Annotated in this window: 17 protein-coding genes; 5 read left to right on the top strand and 12 right to left on the bottom strand. The window is 42.1% G+C overall.

Annotation, left to right across the window (positions count from 1 at the left end; genetic code table 11):
* Positions 1-44: 44 nt before the first annotated feature.
* From RGB74_RS01620 to RGB74_RS01595, 6 genes are all read right to left on the bottom strand, one after another.
* Positions 45-1025: an ABC transporter ATP-binding protein gene (locus tag RGB74_RS01620; RefSeq protein WP_310761249.1), complete on the bottom strand. Its 981-nt coding sequence runs from the start codon at positions 1023-1025 to the stop codon at positions 45-47.
* The gene (locus RGB74_RS01615) at positions 997-2001 is read right to left on the bottom strand and encodes an ABC transporter ATP-binding protein (protein ID WP_310761248.1); all 1005 of its coding nucleotides are present in this window, start codon (positions 1999-2001) and stop codon (positions 997-999) included. The genes RGB74_RS01620 and RGB74_RS01615 overlap by 29 nt, the downstream gene beginning before the upstream one ends.
* 7 nt (positions 2002-2008) lie before the next feature.
* On the bottom strand, positions 2009-3541 hold the full coding sequence (locus RGB74_RS01610; protein WP_310761247.1) for a glutathione ABC transporter substrate-binding protein: 1533 nt from the start codon (positions 3539-3541) through the stop codon (positions 2009-2011).
* 20 nt (positions 3542-3561) lie between these two features.
* The gene (locus RGB74_RS01605; protein ID WP_310761246.1) at positions 3562-4458 is read right to left on the bottom strand and encodes an ABC transporter permease; all 897 of its coding nucleotides are present in this window, start codon (positions 4456-4458) and stop codon (positions 3562-3564) included.
* A gap of 18 nt (positions 4459-4476) precedes the next feature.
* Complete coding sequence (nikB, locus tag RGB74_RS01600) at positions 4477-5418, bottom strand: nickel ABC transporter permease (protein ID WP_310761245.1); 942 nt, start codon at positions 5416-5418, stop codon at positions 4477-4479.
* Positions 5419-6240: 822 nt separating this feature from the next.
* Positions 6241-7500: an MDR family MFS transporter gene (locus RGB74_RS01595; RefSeq protein ID WP_310761244.1), complete on the bottom strand. Its 1260-nt coding sequence runs from the start codon at positions 7498-7500 to the stop codon at positions 6241-6243.
* Between the two features lie 210 nt (positions 7501-7710).
* Between RGB74_RS01595 and RGB74_RS01590 the strand changes: the two genes are divergently transcribed.
* Entirely contained in the window at positions 7711-7974 is a 264-nt protein-coding gene (locus RGB74_RS01590) for a hypothetical protein (RefSeq protein ID WP_310761243.1), read from the top strand.
* A 51-nt stretch (positions 7975-8025) separates the two neighbouring features.
* Here the strand turns inward: RGB74_RS01590 and putP are convergent, their stop codons facing one another.
* The 3 genes from putP to RGB74_RS01575 all read right to left on the bottom strand — a co-directional run bounded on the left by putP (position 8026) and on the right by RGB74_RS01575 (position 10847).
* The gene (putP, locus tag RGB74_RS01585; RefSeq protein ID WP_310761242.1) at positions 8026-9495 is read right to left on the bottom strand and encodes a sodium/proline symporter PutP; all 1470 of its coding nucleotides are present in this window, start codon (positions 9493-9495) and stop codon (positions 8026-8028) included.
* 191 nt (positions 9496-9686) lie between these two features.
* The gene (locus tag RGB74_RS01580) at positions 9687-10379 is read right to left on the bottom strand and encodes an SGNH/GDSL hydrolase family protein (RefSeq protein WP_310761241.1); all 693 of its coding nucleotides are present in this window, start codon (positions 10377-10379) and stop codon (positions 9687-9689) included.
* 18 nt (positions 10380-10397) lie between these two features.
* Positions 10398-10847: an Lrp/AsnC family transcriptional regulator gene (locus RGB74_RS01575; RefSeq protein ID WP_310761240.1), complete on the bottom strand. Its 450-nt coding sequence runs from the start codon at positions 10845-10847 to the stop codon at positions 10398-10400.
* Positions 10848-11119: 272 nt separating this feature from the next.
* Here RGB74_RS01575 and yhfH point away from each other — a divergent pair, with 272 nt between their 5' ends.
* The 3 genes from yhfH (at position 11120) to aceA (ending at position 14309) form a co-directional block, all read left to right on the top strand.
* Positions 11120-11251, top strand: coding sequence for a protein YhfH (gene yhfH, locus RGB74_RS01570; protein WP_310761239.1), 132 nt, complete (start codon positions 11120-11122; stop codon positions 11249-11251).
* A gap of 85 nt (positions 11252-11336) precedes the next feature.
* Positions 11337-12926, top strand: a complete 1590-nt coding sequence (gene aceB / locus RGB74_RS01565; RefSeq protein WP_310761238.1) for a malate synthase A — start codon at positions 11337-11339, stop codon at positions 12924-12926.
* A 99-nt stretch (positions 12927-13025) separates the two neighbouring features.
* Entirely contained in the window at positions 13026-14309 is a 1284-nt protein-coding gene (gene aceA / locus RGB74_RS01560) for an isocitrate lyase (RefSeq protein WP_310761237.1), read from the top strand.
* A 168-nt stretch (positions 14310-14477) separates the two neighbouring features.
* On the opposite strand, the gene RGB74_RS01555 is transcribed toward aceA, so the two are convergent.
* The 3 genes from RGB74_RS01555 to RGB74_RS01545 all read right to left on the bottom strand — a co-directional run bounded on the left by RGB74_RS01555 (position 14478) and on the right by RGB74_RS01545 (position 17382).
* Complete coding sequence (locus RGB74_RS01555; protein ID WP_310761236.1) at positions 14478-15440, bottom strand: ABC transporter permease; 963 nt, start codon at positions 15438-15440, stop codon at positions 14478-14480.
* The gene (locus RGB74_RS01550) at positions 15412-16359 is read right to left on the bottom strand and encodes an ABC transporter ATP-binding protein (RefSeq protein WP_310761235.1); all 948 of its coding nucleotides are present in this window, start codon (positions 16357-16359) and stop codon (positions 15412-15414) included. The genes RGB74_RS01555 and RGB74_RS01550 overlap by 29 nt, the downstream gene beginning before the upstream one ends.
* A gap of 102 nt (positions 16360-16461) precedes the next feature.
* The gene (locus tag RGB74_RS01545; RefSeq protein WP_310761234.1) at positions 16462-17382 is read right to left on the bottom strand and encodes a DMT family transporter; all 921 of its coding nucleotides are present in this window, start codon (positions 17380-17382) and stop codon (positions 16462-16464) included.
* A gap of 211 nt (positions 17383-17593) precedes the next feature.
* Here RGB74_RS01545 and RGB74_RS01540 point away from each other — a divergent pair, with 211 nt between their 5' ends.
* A complete protein-coding gene (locus tag RGB74_RS01540) occupies positions 17594-18508 on the top strand; it encodes a DMT family transporter (RefSeq protein ID WP_310761233.1) in 915 nt (304 codons plus the stop codon).
* The last annotated feature ends 19 nt before the right edge of the window (positions 18509-18527 follow it).

The following is an 18527-nucleotide window of genomic DNA, read 5'->3' as shown; positions in this document are numbered from 1 at the left end:
TGGAATAGTATGTGTTGATTTTTTTATCGTCTCGTTCAATATTTTCACCTCTCATGACAGGCTATGAAATGGCCCTCGTCGATCTGGCGCCAAGCCGGTCGTTCTGTTGTGCAATGTTCTTTCGCGATCGGGCATCTCGTATGAAACGGACAACCGCTTGGGGGATCTGAAGGACTCGGAAGATCACCAGTCAACCGAATTCTTTCGCGTTTTTTTCCGACTCCGACTACAGGTCTTGGAATGGCCGACAATAATGCTTCTGTATAAGGATGTGTCGGATTACTGTAAAGTTTTTCGACGGGTGCGAGTTCCACCATCTGTCCTAAATACATGACGAGGACTCGGTTACAAAGATGTCTCACCACACCGAGATCGTGGGAAACAAATAGATAGGTTAAATCATGCTTCTGCTGAAGATCTTTTAGCAGTTTAATCACTTGTGCCTGAACGGAAACATCGAGTGCGGAAACGGGTTCATCACACACGATAAAAGAAGGATTGATCGAAATGGCGCGTGCGATCCCGATGCGCTGCCGCTGACCCCCGCTGAACTCATGAGGATAGCGGTCATAATGCTCTTCTTTTAAACCGACTTCTTTTAAAAGATCGATCACCATTTCACGCCGTTTTGAAGCTGGATGATCCGTGTGAATGATAAATGCTTCCTCGATCGCGTCACCAATCCGCTGCTTCGGGTTTAGTGAAGCGTATGGATCCTGAAAGATCATCTGCATCTCTCTTTTAAACGGTTTCAGCTGTCGGGAATTAAACTTGCTGATGTTTTTTCCATTAAAAATGAGTTCACCGTCTGTTAAGGATTCAAGACCTAGGATTGTACGGCCGAGTGTTGATTTACCGCATCCCGATTCACCGACGACACCTAGTGTTTCTCCTTTAAAAATATCGATTGTGATCCCATCGACCGCTTTTACATGGCTCTTTACCGTTTGTAAAATACCGCCTCTTACAGGATAGTGTTTCTTTACATCTTTTACACTATAAAGAACATGCGCGTTTTCCGCCATTCGTCCCCACCTCCTCCTGCAGCCAGCACCGTACATGTTGATGTTGAGAAACTGTAAAACGTTTCGGTGAAGCTGTTACACATTTTTCTGTTGCATATGGACAGCGAGGATGAAAACGGCATCCGCTGATTTCTTCATTTAGCATCGGCATGCTTCCGGCGATCGGTTTTAACTCAAAAAACGGATCGTCCACATTCGGAACAGAAGATAAAAGTCCTTTCGTGTAAGGATGCTGCGGATTGTTGAAAATCTTATCCACCGTTCCTTCTTCAATGACTTCTCCCGCGTACATGACGATCACCCTGTCCGCAATTTCGGCGACAACGCCCATATCATGCGTGATCATGATCATGCTCATATCGAGTTGATCCTTTAAATCGTTTAAGAGATCGATAATTTGTGCTTGGATCGTTACATCGAGTGCAGTCGTTGGTTCATCAGCAATCAACAGTGATGGATTACATGATAAGGCGATCGCAATCATGACACGCTGTCTCATCCCGCCGCTCAGTTCGTGCGGAAACTGCTTCATTCTTGTTTCCGGCGAAGGAATACCGACCATTTTCAACAGTTCGATGCCTCTTTTATGTGCTTTGCTTTTTGAAAGTTTTTGATGAATCATCAACGGTTCACGCAATTGAAAACCAACTGTAAAAACTGGATTAAGTGCAGTCATCGGTTCTTGAAAAATCATCGAAATTTCGTTGCCGCGAAGTTTTCGCAACTCTTCCCGCTTCAGTTTTACGAGATCTTGATTGTTATACTGAATGGATCCATTTGCGATTTTTCCGTTTGACGGCAGAAGCCCCATTAAAGAAAGGGCTGTGATACTTTTACCACAGCCGGATTCTCCTACAATACATAACGTTTCGCCTTTTTGTAAGGAGAAGGAAGCCCCGCGCACTGCCGGGAGGGGACCTTCTGCCGTTTTAAAGGTTGTCACCAGGTTCTGAACGTTCAATAAGGTTTCCTTCATTTCATCCCTACTCTCTATATACGCTGTATAATGACCATTGTCCTGTAGGTTCTATCTCAAATCCTTTAACCGATTTATCGTAAGCTGCTGAAGCTATGCCGTGGTACATCGGCAATACAGGAAGCTGAGTCATTACGTATTCATCCGCTTGGGCTAAAATTTCTTTGCGCTTATCCTGGTCGACAACAGATCGGGATTGTTCGATCAGCTGATCCAGTTTCGGATCTTTATTACGGCTTACGTTTGTTGCACCGATGTTTGCTGAATGAAGTCGAGGGAACAGCAGCTCACTTCCATCGCCTGTTACATTCGACCATCCGGCGATCGTAATATCAAAGTCTCCTTTTTTCGAAACGTCTAAATATGTTCCCCATTCGATCGTTTCAATTTTCGCGTTGATTCCGACTTCTTTTAATTGGGATTGCACGACTTCAGCCATGTTCATATATTGACTCGTGTTTGCTGCAAGAAGCTTAACTTCCTTTTTGTCATAACCGTTTTCTTTCACAAGTTTCTTCGCTTTTTCTTGATCAAAATCAGGTCCTTTGTCGCTCTCTGTGTGTCCGAATACTTTCGGTCCAATAAACGTGTTCGAAAAGACTCCTAGACCATTCAATTTTTTCAGATATCCTTTACGGTTAACGGCATGTGATACCGCTTGTCTGAACGGCAGTTCGTTCATCGGTGCTTTTTCCATGTTAAAAGCTAAGTAATAGACCGGCGTTCCGTCTTTTTTCTGGATGTCGACGTTCTTGATTTTTTCCAGACGAGGCATCAATTCTGGGGCCAAACCGTCGATCAGCTGTACCTTTCCTGTCTGCAGCATCGAAATGGCTGTAGATACTTCAGGAACAACGGTAAACGTGATCTTTTCGAGTTTCGCAGGTTTTTGCCAATACTTATCGTTTCTCACAAGAACAATGTCATCACCGTTCACTTTTTCGGAGAACTTAAATGGTCCAGTTCCAACCGGTTCTTTCATTAAATCTTGTTTTTGATCAGCCGTCGGCGAAACGATCGATGCGTTCGTATGCGTAAGGGCTGCCAGCATTGGTCCGTAAGGCTTTTCTGTTTTCAGCACGACAGTGTAATCGTCCTTTGCTTCAATGGATGTAACAGGTGCTAAAAGTGAAGCACGCGGTGCAGCTGTTTTTGGATCTTTCAGCTTATCAAATGTATATTTAACCGCTTCTGCATTAAATGGGGTGCCATCTTGGAATTTAATATCCTTTTTCAGCTTAATTACCCAAGTGTTCTCATCTGGCGTTTCATAAGATTCCGCAAGGTGAGGTTTGATTTCTCCAGATTTCGCATCACGTACAAAAAGAGTTTCATAAACTTGTTCTATAACAGTTGAGGATACTGAGTCATTTGTTAAGATCGGTGACAGTCCAACAACTTTTGAAGTTGTCGCATATGTGAGTTCCTGTTTCGCATCACCGCCGCTTCCTCCTGATGAAGAATTGCTGCTGCAACCCGTTAAAGCTAAAGACAAAACAAAAAGTACCGTTAGCAAACTAGCAAACCACTTCTTTCCCATGTTATATCCCCCTTGATTAATTATTTATCGAGACTCATACCCTGATCTAAAGCATCTCGGAGTGCATCGCCGACTACGTTGAACGCGAACACAACAAGCATGATCGCAATCCCTGGAACAACGATCATATGAGGCGACGTCCACATAAACTCTTGTCCAGCCGCAATCATAGCTCCCCATTCTGGAGTAGGAGGCTGTGCTCCTAAACCGAGGAAACTTAACGAGGCGGTTGATAGAATAGCAGTCGCCATTCGCATTGTGGCAAACACAATGATCGGTGCCGCGCAGTTTGGCAGTACATGTTTGAACATAATTCGCAGGTCACTTGCCCCCAAGGATTTCATCGCGATAATGTATTCTTGTTTTTTTATAGAAAGGACACTCCCCCTCACGATCCTCGCACATGTTGGAATCGACCAAATGCTGATCGCGAAAACGACATTGACAAGGCTTGTCCCTAAAATCGCGATCACGAGCATCGCCAGCAAAATGCCAGGAAAGGCAAACATTAAATCTACAATTCTCATAATGATGCCATCTAGTTTTCGGTAATAGCCGGACAGTAATCCTAAAAAAATGCCTCCTATTAAACCGAGACTTACAGCACCAATGCCGACGAGCAGCGAAATTCTTGCCCCGTACACAATCCGGCTCCATATATCACGACCATGATTGTCTGTACCGAGCCAATGTCCGTCTGTTCCTGGCGGAAGTTCACTCATTTCCAGGTTTTGCTTGTTTGGATCAACTTGTACGATGACAGGTGCCGCAACCGCCATTACGAGCTGAAAAGCGATAATAACCAACCCTAGTACAGCCATTTTGTTTTTGATGAGCCTTTTCCATGTTTTTAAAAAGAATATTTCTTTCTTTTTCCTTTGTGCCGGTACATGCTGTGTAACGACTTCGGCTGACATGCTATCCCCCCTTTTCGCTTATTCGTAGCTAATTCTCGGATCAATAAAGGCGTACACGATATCTACAATTAAATTGACTAAAACAAACAGCGTCGCCACTAATAGGACAGATCCTTGGACCATCGGGAAATCACGGGCTGATATGGATTCGATCATAAGCCTTCCAACCCCGTTAATCGCAAAAACTGATTCTGTAATGATCGTCCCTCCCAGCAAAAATCCGAAGTTCAAACCGATTACCGTAATAACGGGAATCATGGCGTTTCTAAGGCAATGCATCATGATCACTGCTTTTTCCCGGACTCCCTTTGCTCTTGCTGTTCGTACGTAATCTGCGCGAATCACTTCAAGCATGGCTGATCTGCTCATACGGGCGATCATGGCTGCTGAACCTGTTCCAAGTGTGATCGCTGGCAGGGCAAGCTGTTTCATCCCTTCGATCGTCCAAAAAGGTTCTGTTAATCCCCCAACAGGGAACCATTGCAGATTGACGGCAAAGATTAATATTAAAATCGCACCTAACCAGAAATTTGGAATGGAGATTCCCCCAAGCGCGATGATCGTACTTAGTCCGTCAAACCACGTGTTATGTTTTAATGCTGAGACGATCCCAGCGGTTACACCGATTACGATTGCGACGATAATACTCGCAATGGCCAGATTCAGCGTGTTAGGAAACCTTTGAACAATCGCTTCTGAAACGGATTGTTTCGTTTGATAAGAGAACCCTAAGTCACCTGTGACAACACCTTTAACATATTCGAAATACTGGGTGAGCAGCGGTTTGTTCAAACCAAGGTTTTCTCTGATCGCTTCAACATCGTCCTTTGTTGCGGTCGGACCCCCGATAATACTGGCTGGATCTCCTGGGGCGATGTGCATACTCATAAAAACAATGAATGAAATACCGAGCAATAAGAGCAAAAGCTGTAAAATCCGCCTTATAATCAAACCTGCCAAATCTCCAACCCCCTTCACCTTTTTGTAACTTTTCGATACTAAATAACATAAATACATTCCGTTTGTTAGTTGATTATCAATTTTTGATTAACAAACGTTTTTTAATATTGTTTCTGATTATAAAATATATTCAGAATATTTTCTATACGATTTCCATAACAAATTAAAGTTGGTTCTTTGTTCTTACAAGTAAAGGAAAACCAAGGTTCAAAAGACCTAATAGATGGGGGACAGAGGGGGGGACAGACCCCACTCGTGGACATTTTCACTATTTGTCCATGCTGGATGGACAAACACCAGGTATTTCCTGTTTTGATTGATGAATTGAAGTATGGTGATGCGCGAAACATGTTGAATCGTGTCGGTCCGTGGTTAAATCGAAATTAACGTGGGAATATGGCAAATAACGTGGGAATATTATGCATTTCCGTGGAATTATGTGGATTTACCGTGGATATATGGGGTGGAGGAAGCTTATGTTGCAAATCTTGAGCTTGTTTTTAGGTCAATGGAAGATGGAATTGTCCATCTTCCTCCTTTTTTGCGTTGGATCTGCATTTTTATTGTAATTTCTATCTATTTTAAGAGATTTCGCTGCTTCAAGAGCATATTTAATTGCTTTCAACGGTAAGTTGACCAAGGTGAAGATTAGTTAGCTATCTCACCTTGTCCTTTTTCAGAAAATGAGCATCCTGAAAAGGAGATCAACTGCTCTCACAAACAACAATGATTGCAAAAACAGCACTTTTCACAAAAAAAAAGATGGTCTAAGCCATCTTTTACTTTATTAATCTTGAGTCAAGGCGCTATCCATCAAATAACTCAAGTGGATGAAGTGACTGTGCTTTTTACTCGTTTACCCGTACTGGACTTTTTCACGAACAATCCTGTATACGCTAAAAACATCCCGCACATTATCGTCACTCCAATGTAAACTGACATCATCATCGGCATTAAATAAGCGCCTAGAATAATACTTCCGCGGGCTAAGAAGTCTGCTCCGCTGAATGAAATGTTGGAGAAAGCTGAGTACGATCCTCTTTTATCAGCTGGAATCATGTTGGCTTGTTCGGTGTTCATGACTGGCGAATAGATCAGCTCACCCAATGTCGCGATCAAGCTGAACAGGATGAGAATGTACCATACGTTTGCCGACGTAATGACGGAATAGCCAACTGCGTAAAGTACGAGGCCCAGAAGCAGCACCTTTGGACGGCTGAACCGGTCTGTCCATTTGTTCACGAGAAATGTAAAACAAACGACTAAAAGCATGTTCTCGATGTTAAGTATACTCAGCATCCGCACTCCTACTAAATCAAAACCCCCGATATGTATAGGTTTGAACGACTCTGCAAGGCGTACTCCGATGTAGCTGTTTAATGTAAACTCCGCTGCCATAATAAAGGTCATGCCGATTACGGTTTTTACGAATGGTATGTCTTGAAAAGCAATTTTGTAGTTTTGAATCAAATCGATGATTACGTTCTGATGCTTTTTTTCTAAAAGTTGTTTGTGCTCATCGATCAACCAGATCTTATAGGCGATCGGAAGACTACTAGAAGTTACGGTAAGTAATACAAACAGCTCCATTTGATAGTTTAAGAACAATAATCCGCCTAATGCTGCTCCGATTGCCATTGATAAGTTAACCATCCAGTACTCAATCGCATAGACTGCTTTCCGATTTTCAGGAGTGGTTGAATCAATAATAATGGCATGCATAGCCGGTCTGCCAAGGCTGCTCGTCACGACGAACAACACATAAGCGGAAGCAAACAGCCAGATGAGGTTGTTCTTAGGATACAAACTAAGCGTCATAACAAAAAACATGATGGCACTTAGCCCTGATGTGAGCAGCAATACTTTCTTTCGATTGAAACGGTCTGAAATATAGCCACCGATTAAATTAACAAAAAAACTGACGATAACCGTAAATAATAAAAACGTTCCTGCCCAAACTTTATTCTTTTCCTGCGCGAAAAATAAAGCCATAAAAGGCATTACCGCTGAAGATACAGCCCGGTTAAAAAATGATGTAATCAAACGGACTTTAATGTTTTGCGGGTAATCTTTCCATCTCATATGAAAAACCTCCTCTGCCTAATTAATAGTAAACCAGACTAAGAGAAATAAATATACAAATTTGTTAATACAATCCATTTAAAAAGGACCATTTTATACAGTAAGCCCACACCCTTTTTGTAATTCGACAAAATTTATATCCATAAGATTTCACTCATAATCCAGAGTGTATGGTAATATATGGTTTAAAAAGAAGCGAAGGTGTTGATCATGAAACAATTTTTTTTCTTCAGTTTACTTCTGATTAACTTGATATACGTAGCCGATTTTTTAATGAATTATGGTTTGTTTCCTTTTGGACCCTTATGGTTAGTCATTTTTATTTTTAGTTTCGGTTTATCCATCGTCTATTTATGGCGTTCAAAAAAAGAACCTCATTACAATCCCTATTTATCGATCGCACTTTTAGTCATGAGCTTTAGCTGTATTGGAACTTATTTTTTTCAATACTTTTTAGCTAATCTAATGGGTTGATATCTTGTCACTAAAAAGAACCTCTCTGTATTCAGAAAGGTTCTCATTTTTTTATGAAACTAATCGCTGTGCTTCTTCAAATTCACGGTTGATCTCTGCACTTGGCGCTTTTGTTAAGAGACTGACGACAAATATCGTAATTGTACACGCAATGAATCCTGGAATGATTTCATAAACGTCCGCAAATCTCGGAATCAGCTCCCATACGATAACAGTGATGGCTCCAACCACGATTCCAGCAAACGCCGCCCATTTCGTCATGCGCTTCCAATATAAGCTCAAAATAACGACTGGTCCGAATGCTGCTCCAAATCCAGCCCATGCATATCCAACAAGGTTTAAGATCGTTTCACTCGGATTCAGTGCCATAATAAAAGCAATCACGGAAACGACTAGTACAGCTAAACGGCCGACAAACACAAGCTCCTTGTCGGAAGCTGAACGTTTAACAAACGCTTTATAAAAGTCTTCTGTCAGCGCACTTGAAGTGACTAGCAGCTGAGACGAGATCGTACTCATGACCGCCGCAAGGATCGCCGCTAACAAGAATCCTGTAATGATCGGATGAAACAACACTTCAGATAATAAAATAAAGACTGTTTCCGCTTTCGATGCATCGAGCGGTGTTCCTGCTTGATTGAAATACGCGATTCCCACAAGACCTGTGAACATAGCTCCAACGATCGAAAAGATCATCCAGCCCATGCCGATTCTGCGGGCACTCTTCATGTCTTTAACAGAAGTGATCGCCATAAAACGAACGATAATATGCGGCTGACCAAAATAACCAAGTCCCCACGCAAGTAATGAGATGATTCCGATTAAGCTTGTCCCTTTAAATGCATCTAAAAGTGCCGGACTCACACTTTGGATCTCGTTAAGTGATGCACCCCATCCGCCAACATGCATGATGGTCACAACCGGCACGAGAATTAAAGCTAAAAACATGATAGTTCCCTGAACGAAATCCGTGTAGCTTACTGCTAAAAATCCGCCGAATAATGTATAAATAATAACGACTCCAGCTGTCAGGATCATTCCCCACTGATAGCTCATTCCAAAAGCAGTTTTAAAGAGCTGACCGCCAGCAACCATGCCCGATGATGAGTAAAAAGTAAAAAAGATAATAATAACAAAAGCAGATGTGATTCTTAAAATACGAGATTTGTCCTTAAAGCGATTCTCGAAATAATCCGGAATCGTAATGGAGTTATTTGAAACCTCCGTGTATGTTCTTAAGCGCGGTGCCACAAACAGCCAGTTTAAATAAGCACCTGCACACAATCCGACAACGATCCACCCGCTGCTCAATCCGGACGCATACATTGCCCCGGGCAGCCCCATTAGCAGCCATCCGCTCATATCTGATGCACCGGCACTTAACGCTGTAACCGCAGGACCCAAGTTTCGCCCGCCTAGCATATAATCGGTAAGATTGTTTGTTTTTCGATAAGCATACAACCCAATAAGCACCATGCCGATCATGTAAACGCTGATTGAAAAAATAACACCATAATCCATATTCAGTTTTCCTCCTGCCTTCTCTTGTTGTAAAACGCTTTCAATTTATGAAACTTTCAAACAACTTTTATTATAATCAGGAAAAGCATTAAAGGAAATGGTAGATTTGGATGTTTTTGTTTTTAACACTATTGTTGAATATAAAAAAGCAGCTTTCCAATCTCTGGAATTCTGCTCTCAACAAAACTTTATTAATAGATCTCCATAAACCCTAGGGCGCTATCGGCGATTCTTTCATAACCGCTGTTGATAGGGTGCAAGCCATCATATGTATAGATATCTAAATTTAGTTTGTTTATTCCGCTTAATCGGTATAAATCTAAGACCGGGATGGCGTACATCTCGCCGATTTGTTTGACAGCATCCACATAATCAATCAGCCTATGTCCTGCTTTGTTTATAAAATTCACATCATAGCCTGCATTATCCCGCTGCAATGGCGTCCATAAATAAATTTTTATTGAAGGTTTTTTCATTAAAAGGTCTTCAATCAAACTTCGATAGGCACCAAAAAATGTAGCAGTATCTAAAATTTCATCCCCAACCATACCAAGTGAGCCCAGCGGCACATCAACTCTAAAATCATTCGTACCCGAGAAGATCGTTATCACGTCAACGTCATCAATGATTAGCGTTTTACCAGATACGGTCGTGGAATCTTCATCAACATCAGACATCGTAGCACCTGGACAACCCACATTGCGGTATTCTTTAAATCCGATTTTTTCATGCATGACTGTTTGATAACCTCTAACTAGAGATCCCTCTAAAGTCATTTGATCAAAAGCAGTAATACTGTCGCCGATCGTAAGCCAGATTTTATCATTCCATTTACTTATTGACTGAACTGGTTGTTGAATGATCTCTTTATCGGTTGATTTCATCTCTATACTCCTTAAAAATTACAGTTTCAATCCTGAACGGCTCTTGAATCGTCTTAATAGAATGTGTGATTCTACTCGGGATATCCCTTTGATTCCATATAGCTCGTTGTTGATGAATTTCTCGAGTGACGGAAAATCTTCTACAAGGACGTGCATATGCAGCGTGCTTGGACCTGTCATTTGATAACAGCTTGCCACACTTGGGTTGTTTACGAGTTTTTCAGCTACTTTTACTAGATACGCTGGTTCGCAATCGACTTCGAAAAATGCAGAGACTGTTTTGCCAACTGCTTCAGAATCAATGACAACACTGAACTTTTCAATAATGCCGGCATTCTTCAATTGGTTGACCCGCTCGCGTACAGACACTCTGGAAAGGCTGAGTTCCTTACCGATCTCGGCATACGACATCCTTCCATCCTGTGTGAGAAGCTCTAATATTTTTCGATCTGTATCATCTATCTTCAATACTATCACCACGCCTAATTTGAATGTAATCATTGTAAGCATTATTTTCAAAAAATTCAATAAACCACTGTTTTACCATCTGTTTTATAACAGAAACGGTACATCGCAGTAAAATACTAGAATTATTTGTTTGATCATGTAAAAATAATGGGTCATTTGCCTTAAAAAACGCAAATATTAAAAATAATTATATAACAGCCGTTGCATTTTAATAACTGTTATAATACAATGCTATTAATCAAATCAAAACAAATCCAGGGAGGAATTTAAAAATGAAAAATTATCTAGAATTTTACCGCAACATGCCTAAGAAGACCTGTACAGAATGTGGATGTGAAATCGAAGAACAGCATGAATCTTATCTATATGAATGTGAACGCTGTATTGGAAAACACGAAAGATAAACGTTTTTTTGTTCATGCTGTTATATAACATGATAATTTATCATTAATTGTATCATAACAAATTCTGGAAAGGACTGTTGTATACATGCAAATCGACACCTCATCCCTTACTGTAACAGGGAAAATCACCCCAGCTTTTGAGAAGATCCTAACACCTGGCGCAACTTTATTTTTGAAATCGCTTCATCAAAACTTTAATGCAGCGAGACAAGAATTGCTCGGAAAACGTAAAGAAAAGCAGCAAGAGATTGATTCCGGGGTGCTCCCCACCTTTTTACCTGAAACAGAGCACATAAGAAACAGTGAATGGACGATTGCTCCTATCCCGGATGATCTTCAGGATCGGCGCGTTGAGATAACTGGTCCGGTTGACCGAAAAATGATCGTTAACGCACTGAACTCTGGTGCAAAGGTGTTTATGGCAGACTTGGAAGATTCAAACTCACCAACGTGGGAAAACACGATCGAGGGACAAATCAACCTTAAAGACGCTGTTAACCGCACGATTTCCCTTGAAGGAGCTAACGGCAAAAAGTATGAGCTTAAGGAAAAGACAGCGACTTTAATCGTCAGACCTCGTGGCTGGCATCTTGATGAGAAACATATCTTAGTGGACAACGTACCGATGTCTGGGAGTTTAGTAGATTTTGGATTGTATTTTTACCATAATGCAAAATCATTAATCGAAAGCGGATCCGGTCCCTATTTTTATCTGCCTAAGATGGAAAGTCACCTGGAAGCCCGCCTTTGGAATGATGTTTTCATTTATGCGCAGGAACAACTCGGAATTCCGAGGGGGACGATTAAAGCAACTGTACTCATCGAGACAATCGTTGCAGCTTTTGAGATAGATGAGATTTTATACGAACTTCGCGATCATTCGGCAGGTGTGAACTGCGGCCGCTGGGATTATATTTTCAGCTATATCAAAAAGTTCCGCCATCAGCCTCACGTTATTTTGCCTGATCGTTCTCTCGTGACGATGACTGTCCCATTCATGAGGTCGTATTCGCTGCTTGCGATCAAAACATGCCATAAACGAAATGCACCTGCAATCGGGGGAATGGCTGCACAAATTCCAATTAAAAATGACGAAAAAGCAAACGCGATCGCTTTCGAAAAAGTTCGTGCGGATAAGGAACGGGAAGCAACAGATGGTCATGACGGAACATGGGTTGCCCATCCAGGACTCGTGCCTGTTGCGATGGAAGTGTTCAACCGTGTCATGCCGCAGCCAAATCAAATTGATCGAAAACGGGATGACGTTGTTGTAACTGCTGACGATCTGGTCGCTGTTCCAGAAGGTAACATTACGGAAGAAGGTGTACGTACGAACATAAGTGTCGGCATTCAATACATCGCGTCATGGCTGAGAGGAAAAGGCGCTGCGCCGATCAACAACTTGATGGAAGATGCGGCTACCGCTGAAATTTCACGAGCGCAAGTATGGCAATGGATTCGGCATCCAAAAGGGATTTTAAATGATGGCCGCAAAGTGACATTTGAGATGGTGGAACAGCTGAAGGCAGAAGAAATGCAAAAAATACGGCAAGGGCTGAATGAGGATTCATTCACTAATGGTCGTTTTACTGAAGCTGCTCAGTTATTTGATGAATTGATTAAGAATGATGATTTCCCAGATTTTCTAACGTTAAGAGGCTACGACGTACTTTAAAGAAAACTTGGCTGACGCCATTCATTATCCGGCAGCCCTATTGAGAGATTGAAAAATTTTGCTTTTAAAAAATCATACACTTTAAAGGAGAGATTTTACATGAGTCAATCACGTGTACAAAAGCTGCAAGAAATGTGGGAAAACGAAAGCCGCTGGGAAGGAATCACCCGACCTTACTCTGCTGAAGAGGTTATTCGATTAAGAGGTTCGATCGACATAGAACATTCGCTTGCTAAGTATGGCTCCGAAAAATTCTGGAATCTGCTTCAAACGGAACCATATGTAAACGCTTTAGGTGCTCTAACGGGGAACCAGGCGGTGCAGCAAGCAAAGGCCGGTTTGAAGGCCGTATACTTAAGCGGGTGGCAAGTCGCTGCTGACGCCAACCTTTCTGGAAACATGTATCCTGACCAGAGTCTTTATCCTGCAAACAGTGTGCCATCTGTTGTAAAACGCATCAATTCTGCTCTTCAGCGCGCTGATCAGATCCAGCATCTAGAAGGCGGCAATGAGGTGGATTACTTCCTGCCGATTATCGCCGATGCGGAAGCCGGTTTTGGTGGGCAACTGAATGTTTTTGAGCTGATGAAAGGCATGATCGAATCTGGTGCATCTGCTGTTCACTTTGAAGATCAGCTGTCTTCTGAGAAAAAATGTGGTCACTTAGGCGGTAAAGTCTTATTGCCAACACAGACAGCTGTACGAAACTTAATCTCCGCTCGCCTAGCAGCAGACGTTATGGGTGTTCCGACGATATTGATCGCACGTACGGATGCCGACGCAGCTGACTTAATCACGAGTGACATCGACCCTGAAGACCAGGCGTTCATTACTGGCGAACGTACTGCTGAAGGATTTTATCGAACAAAATCAGGCATCGATCAAGCCATTGCGCGCGGTCTAGCTTATGCTCCATATGCAGATCTCGTTTGGTGCGAAACTTCTGAACCGAACCTAGAGCAAGCTCAGCGATTTGCAGATGCGATACATGAAAAGTTCCCTGGCAAACTGCTGGCTTACAACTGCTCGCCTTCATTTAACTGGAAAAAGAAATTGGATGATGCGACGATCGAGACGTTTCAGCAGCAGATTGCTGAAATGGGTTACAAGTTCCAGTTCGTTACGCTTGCTGGCTTCCACGCCTTGAACCACAGCATGTTCGAGCTGGCAAAAGGATACAAGGCTCGTGGCATGGGCGCTTATTCGGAATTGCAGCAGCGTGAATTCGATAGCGAAGTGGACGGATACACAGCTACCCGCCACCAGCGTGAAGTAGGCACAGGCTTTTTCGACGAGGTATCACAACTCGTTTCAGGAGGAACATCTTCAACAACCGCTTTGAAAGGTTCGACAGAGGAAGATCAATTCCAGCAAGCACAATAGATTGATAGAATAATGAGAGTTTGTATGACTTTCAGTAGCAGATCCTCCGATTCGTAAAACTGCTCATGAAATAGAAAAAGGACAGGAGTACACGTTCTCCTGTCCTTTTGGCGTGGACAAATCAGGGATTTGTCCACGTGTGGGGTCAGACCCCTTCTTTTGTACTACTTATGCCTTCACGTCGCGCTTTTGGAAAACCATAAACGTAATGGCAAGGAAGATTGCTGTATAAATGGCCAGCATGCTGATCGAGAACGGCAGTGATAATCCTTCGATCACCTGGTTTTGACCATCTATTAAATGGGTCAAATCCATGTTTGCAAACAATGAGTAGATGATCCACTTTTTCGCTGCAAGAAGCATGACGATTGTATTTCCGGCAAACATCGTGAACATCGCTACACCGATCGCGACTGAGTTACTCATGAACAAGGTGGAGATCATGAAACACAAAGCTACAACTACTGCTAACTCGATAAACTCGAGTCCAATATTCGTAAACACGTATTCCACGAGTAATTTTTCTTTCATTTGTCCATCAGCATTCACAAAGTATGTTTGATCCATACCGCCAAACCCATAGGCAAGTCCTCCAACGAGCCATGAGGCAGCAATCACGACGATCCACATCACAAAGGCAAAGCCCAGTGTAGCCAGTAGTTTGGATAAAAGAATTTTCCACCGGCTGTATGGTCGGATAAGCAGCATTTTAATGGTTCCTTTTGAAAACTCGCTCGAAACAATGTCACTTGCGACAACGATTACGAACAATCCGATTAATGAAGAAATTGGCGCCATGTCTTTCATGAACTGCCATGTCGTTCCTTCATATGGCGAAATATCATTTTTTATCATGTATTCGTTTTTTTCAATTTCTGTTTCCAAATAGTCAGTATAAGAATCAGGAGCATCATTGTCTGCTTTCTTCATTTCAGCTAGTTCTTTTTTATCGTTGTCAATCTGAACCTGCAGCTCTTGTTTCCAATTGGCGTGATCCGTTTCATCAACGGTTACTTTATCGTAAACCGCAACTCCGATAATAATCAGAACGGGGATCGCCAAGAAAAACCACGTTCTCATTCTGCTGAAAGTTTTAATCCACTCATTTGTTAACAGGGACAGCCATTTCATTCAGATCGCCCCCTTTCTTCGTCATTTCAAGGAATCTTTCTTCCAATGTCTTCGTTTTGCGCAGAATACCGACAACCGGAACTCCTGCCAGCACGAGCTGTTTATTGATCTCTGCAATCACTTTTATATCAGCTGTTTCCACTACAAGCTCATTCCCTGACTCTTCAACCACTAACTCAGGATTCAGATCGGAAAGTACGCGCTTCGCATCAGAAACATCACCATCGATCATGAAATGCACTTTTACATCTGTTTCTTCATGATGTGAAATTTCATCGATTCGTACAAGTTTTCCGTGCTGGATGATTGCCACACGGTCACACATAAGCTGCATTTCAGCTAGAATATGGGAAGAAACGATAACAGACGTGCCGTTGTTTGCGAGCATGCGCAAATAATTCCGAAGATCGTACATTCCTTGTGGATCAAGTCCGTTTGTCGGCTCGTCCAGAATTAAGATGTTCGGCTTATGTAATAGCGCTTGTGCCACGCCAAGACGCTGTCTCATACCGAGTGAATAGGTTTTCACTTTGTCATGAATCGCATAATCTAAATCTACTAACTTAACAACTTCATCTACTCTTTCTTTTGTTACGCCTGGCATGATTCTCGCGTATTGCATCAAGTTTTTGTAGCCTGACATAAAATCATAAAGCTGCGGATTCTCGACGATTGCACCAACGCGTTCCATCGCTTTTTCAAAGTCTTTGCTGACGTTATTGCCGTTCACAATAACATCGCCGTCCGTAATTGAGATCAATCCCACAATCATCCGGATCGTCGTCGTCTTTCCAGCTCCATTCGGACCGAGCAAACCAAAGATCTCCCCTTCTCTCACTGAGAATGAAAGATCATCTACGATCGTTTTGCCTTTGATTGTTTTCGTTAAATTTCTAAGCTCCAACGTATGTTTACTCATGACTCCTCCTAACCAAACTCCAGTATCTTATTTACCTTCTAGTTTACGAACAATAAAGAAATAAAGTTTCATATTTTTGTAAAAAATATCCACTTTTCCAGTTTACGCTTCCTCTCTTAGAACCGCAATCCTCTGTTTCTCTATTTTCGTCAACCGTGTGGAAATATAGACTCCTAGAATCACAAAAATACCGCCTGCCAGCTGATACCAGGCTAGTTTTTCATGAATAAAAAGAACGGCAAAAAAAGCAGCAAACACAGGAATCAAGTTTAAAAAGACCCCCGCTTTGTTCGCTCCGACTCTCGCTACCGCTGTGTTCCAGGACATAAAGGCTACTATCGAAGCAAAAATTCCGGTATACAAAATCGTTAAAACGGAACCTACTGACCAATGGACTGGAGTCGTCGCACTCTCATGGATAAAGAACGGAAGAAGCAAGATGATTCCTAAAACCATACAAACCGCAAATGTACTGAATCCAGGAAGTCTGCCGGCAAACTGTTTGATTAATAAGGAATAGATCCCCCAGCAGATGACCGCTGCGATGACGATCAAGTCTCCGCTATTAAAAGAAAACTTCATTAAAAGAGCGAGCGATCCTTTTGAGAGGATAAAGAGAATTCCTAAAAGCGAAAGAACCGTACCGATGATCTGATTTTTATTCAGCCTCTCTTTTAACACGATAAACGACAACAAGTAAATCACGATTGGTGTTGAAGTATTTACAAGAGATGCGTTGATAGAAGTAGTATAATGAAGGGCAATGTACAATAAAGTGTTAAAACCGGTAATTCCGGTTATTGCCATCAGAATGACGATCGGCCAATACTTTTTTACAGAATCCCATTCTTTTTGAAGCGAGCCCCAAGCAAACGGAAGAAAGATCAGTAAAGCTGTGCACCAGCGAAAAAAAGACAGCGTAAATGGAGGCAGGCTGCTCGTAACCGCTCGTCCAATGACAAAATTCCCTCCCCATAATAAGGTCGCTAAAATAAGCAGTGCATATGGGTTAACCTTTTTCATAGAAGTCTCCACCACTTTTCTAAATGTTTCTCTTACTATATCAATTTCCTGTTGTGACAGAAAAACTTTTGCCTGTTTCAAATAATTTTAGGAAATATGCCTCAATTCCAGCTTTTTTCCTTTAAAATTATTCTCATTGCGTTACAATGGAAAATAAAAATTCATTTACAATAGCCCTCCTATAGAAAAGCTAAAGAAAGAAGATGACACAATGAAAGCCTACCAGACATACATCATTTTGGTGCTCGTCATGATCGCATGGGGATTAAACGTAATAGCAACGAAAATTCTCGTTACGAATTTTTTACCGCTCACCATAACTGGGATCCGTGTATTAACCGCTGGATTAAGTGTATTGCTGCTTCTGGCGATAATAAAAAAAGTCCGCAAGCTATCCCGGAAAGAGTTTTTTTACGTATTTCTCGCGTCCCTTTTTAATGTTGTTGCCCATCACTACTTTTTATCGATTGGATTAAGTGAAACAACAGCCACGCACGGCGGATTAATCATGGGGATGTCGCCGATTCTTACTACTATTTTGGCTATCCTATTTTTAGGAACTCCCTTAACTTTGCTTCGATCACTCGGACTCATTTTAGGATTTACCGGAGCTGCGATCATCGTCCTTCAAGGCAGTGCACTGAATGGCATATCTTTTGGTGATGCCTACATTTTTCTTTGTGCATTGGCTCAAGCTATCAGCTTTATTATGATTAAAAGAGTTTCACATACGCTCGACCCGCGTTTGATGACAGGCTATATGCTTGTGATTGGATCGTTGTTTCTGATCGTGATCAGCTTTTTCGAAGAACCAGGGGGTTATGCAGAACTGGCTGCTGCGACACCAAGCATCTGGCTCATTTTCTTAGGTTCAGCAGTAATCGCAACTGCGATGGGTCACATGATGTACAACGATGCGATGGGGAAAATCGGAGCTGCAGAAGCTTCCATCTTTATCAACTTAAATCCTTTTTTCGCCCTCGTCGGCGCTGCCTTATTCTTAAACGAAACGATTCGTTTCAATCATGTATTAGGATTTTTGCTGATCATATCAGGTGTTCTATTAGGATCAGGGGCCATTGAGGAGTTCAGGAATAGAAGAATACGAAGAAGAGATGCTGCTTAAAGTGAAGCTAACCTGATGA

The organism is Bacillus sp. NEB1478 (genome assembly GCF_031582965.1).
GTDB lineage: Bacteria > Bacillota > Bacilli > Bacillales > Fictibacillaceae > Fictibacillus.
The sequence above is the reverse complement of the archived record's forward strand: the minus strand, read 5'-3'. Positions and strand labels throughout refer to the sequence as shown.

What these genes read in the sequence shown, in the direction of transcription:
- putP (WP_310761242.1), bottom strand. Translation starts at nt 9,495, where the DNA reads ATGGATTATGGTGTTATTTTTTCAATCAGCGTTTACATGATCGGCATG.
- RGB74_RS01620 (WP_310761249.1), bottom strand. Translation starts at nt 1,025, where the DNA reads ATGGCGGAAAACGCGCATGTTCTTTATAGTGTAAAAGATGTAAAGAAA.
- RGB74_RS01590 (WP_310761243.1), top strand. Translation starts at nt 7,711, where the DNA reads ATGAAACAATTTTTTTTCTTCAGTTTACTTCTGATTAACTTGATATAC.
- RGB74_RS01610 (WP_310761247.1), bottom strand. Translation starts at nt 3,541, where the DNA reads ATGGGAAAGAAGTGGTTTGCTAGTTTGCTAACGGTACTTTTTGTTTTG.
- RGB74_RS01605 (WP_310761246.1), bottom strand. Translation starts at nt 4,458, where the DNA reads ATGTCAGCCGAAGTCGTTACACAGCATGTACCGGCACAAAGGAAAAAG.
- RGB74_RS01615 (WP_310761248.1), bottom strand. Translation starts at nt 2,001, where the DNA reads ATGAAGGAAACCTTATTGAACGTTCAGAACCTGGTGACAACCTTTAAA.
- RGB74_RS01550 (WP_310761235.1), bottom strand. Translation starts at nt 16,359, where the DNA reads ATGAGTAAACATACGTTGGAGCTTAGAAATTTAACGAAAACAATCAAA.
- RGB74_RS01595 (WP_310761244.1), bottom strand. Translation starts at nt 7,500, where the DNA reads ATGAGATGGAAAGATTACCCGCAAAACATTAAAGTCCGTTTGATTACA.
- RGB74_RS01555 (WP_310761236.1), bottom strand. Translation starts at nt 15,440, where the DNA reads ATGAAATGGCTGTCCCTGTTAACAAATGAGTGGATTAAAACTTTCAGC.
- yhfH (WP_310761239.1), top strand. Translation starts at nt 11,120, where the DNA reads ATGAAAAATTATCTAGAATTTTACCGCAACATGCCTAAGAAGACCTGT.
- RGB74_RS01580 (WP_310761241.1), bottom strand. Translation starts at nt 10,379, where the DNA reads ATGAAATCAACCGATAAAGAGATCATTCAACAACCAGTTCAGTCAATA.
- aceA (WP_310761237.1), top strand. Translation starts at nt 13,026, where the DNA reads ATGAGTCAATCACGTGTACAAAAGCTGCAAGAAATGTGGGAAAACGAA.
- RGB74_RS01545 (WP_310761234.1), bottom strand. Translation starts at nt 17,382, where the DNA reads ATGAAAAAGGTTAACCCATATGCACTGCTTATTTTAGCGACCTTATTA.
- RGB74_RS01540 (WP_310761233.1), top strand. Translation starts at nt 17,594, where the DNA reads ATGAAAGCCTACCAGACATACATCATTTTGGTGCTCGTCATGATCGCA.
- aceB (WP_310761238.1), top strand. Translation starts at nt 11,337, where the DNA reads ATGCAAATCGACACCTCATCCCTTACTGTAACAGGGAAAATCACCCCA.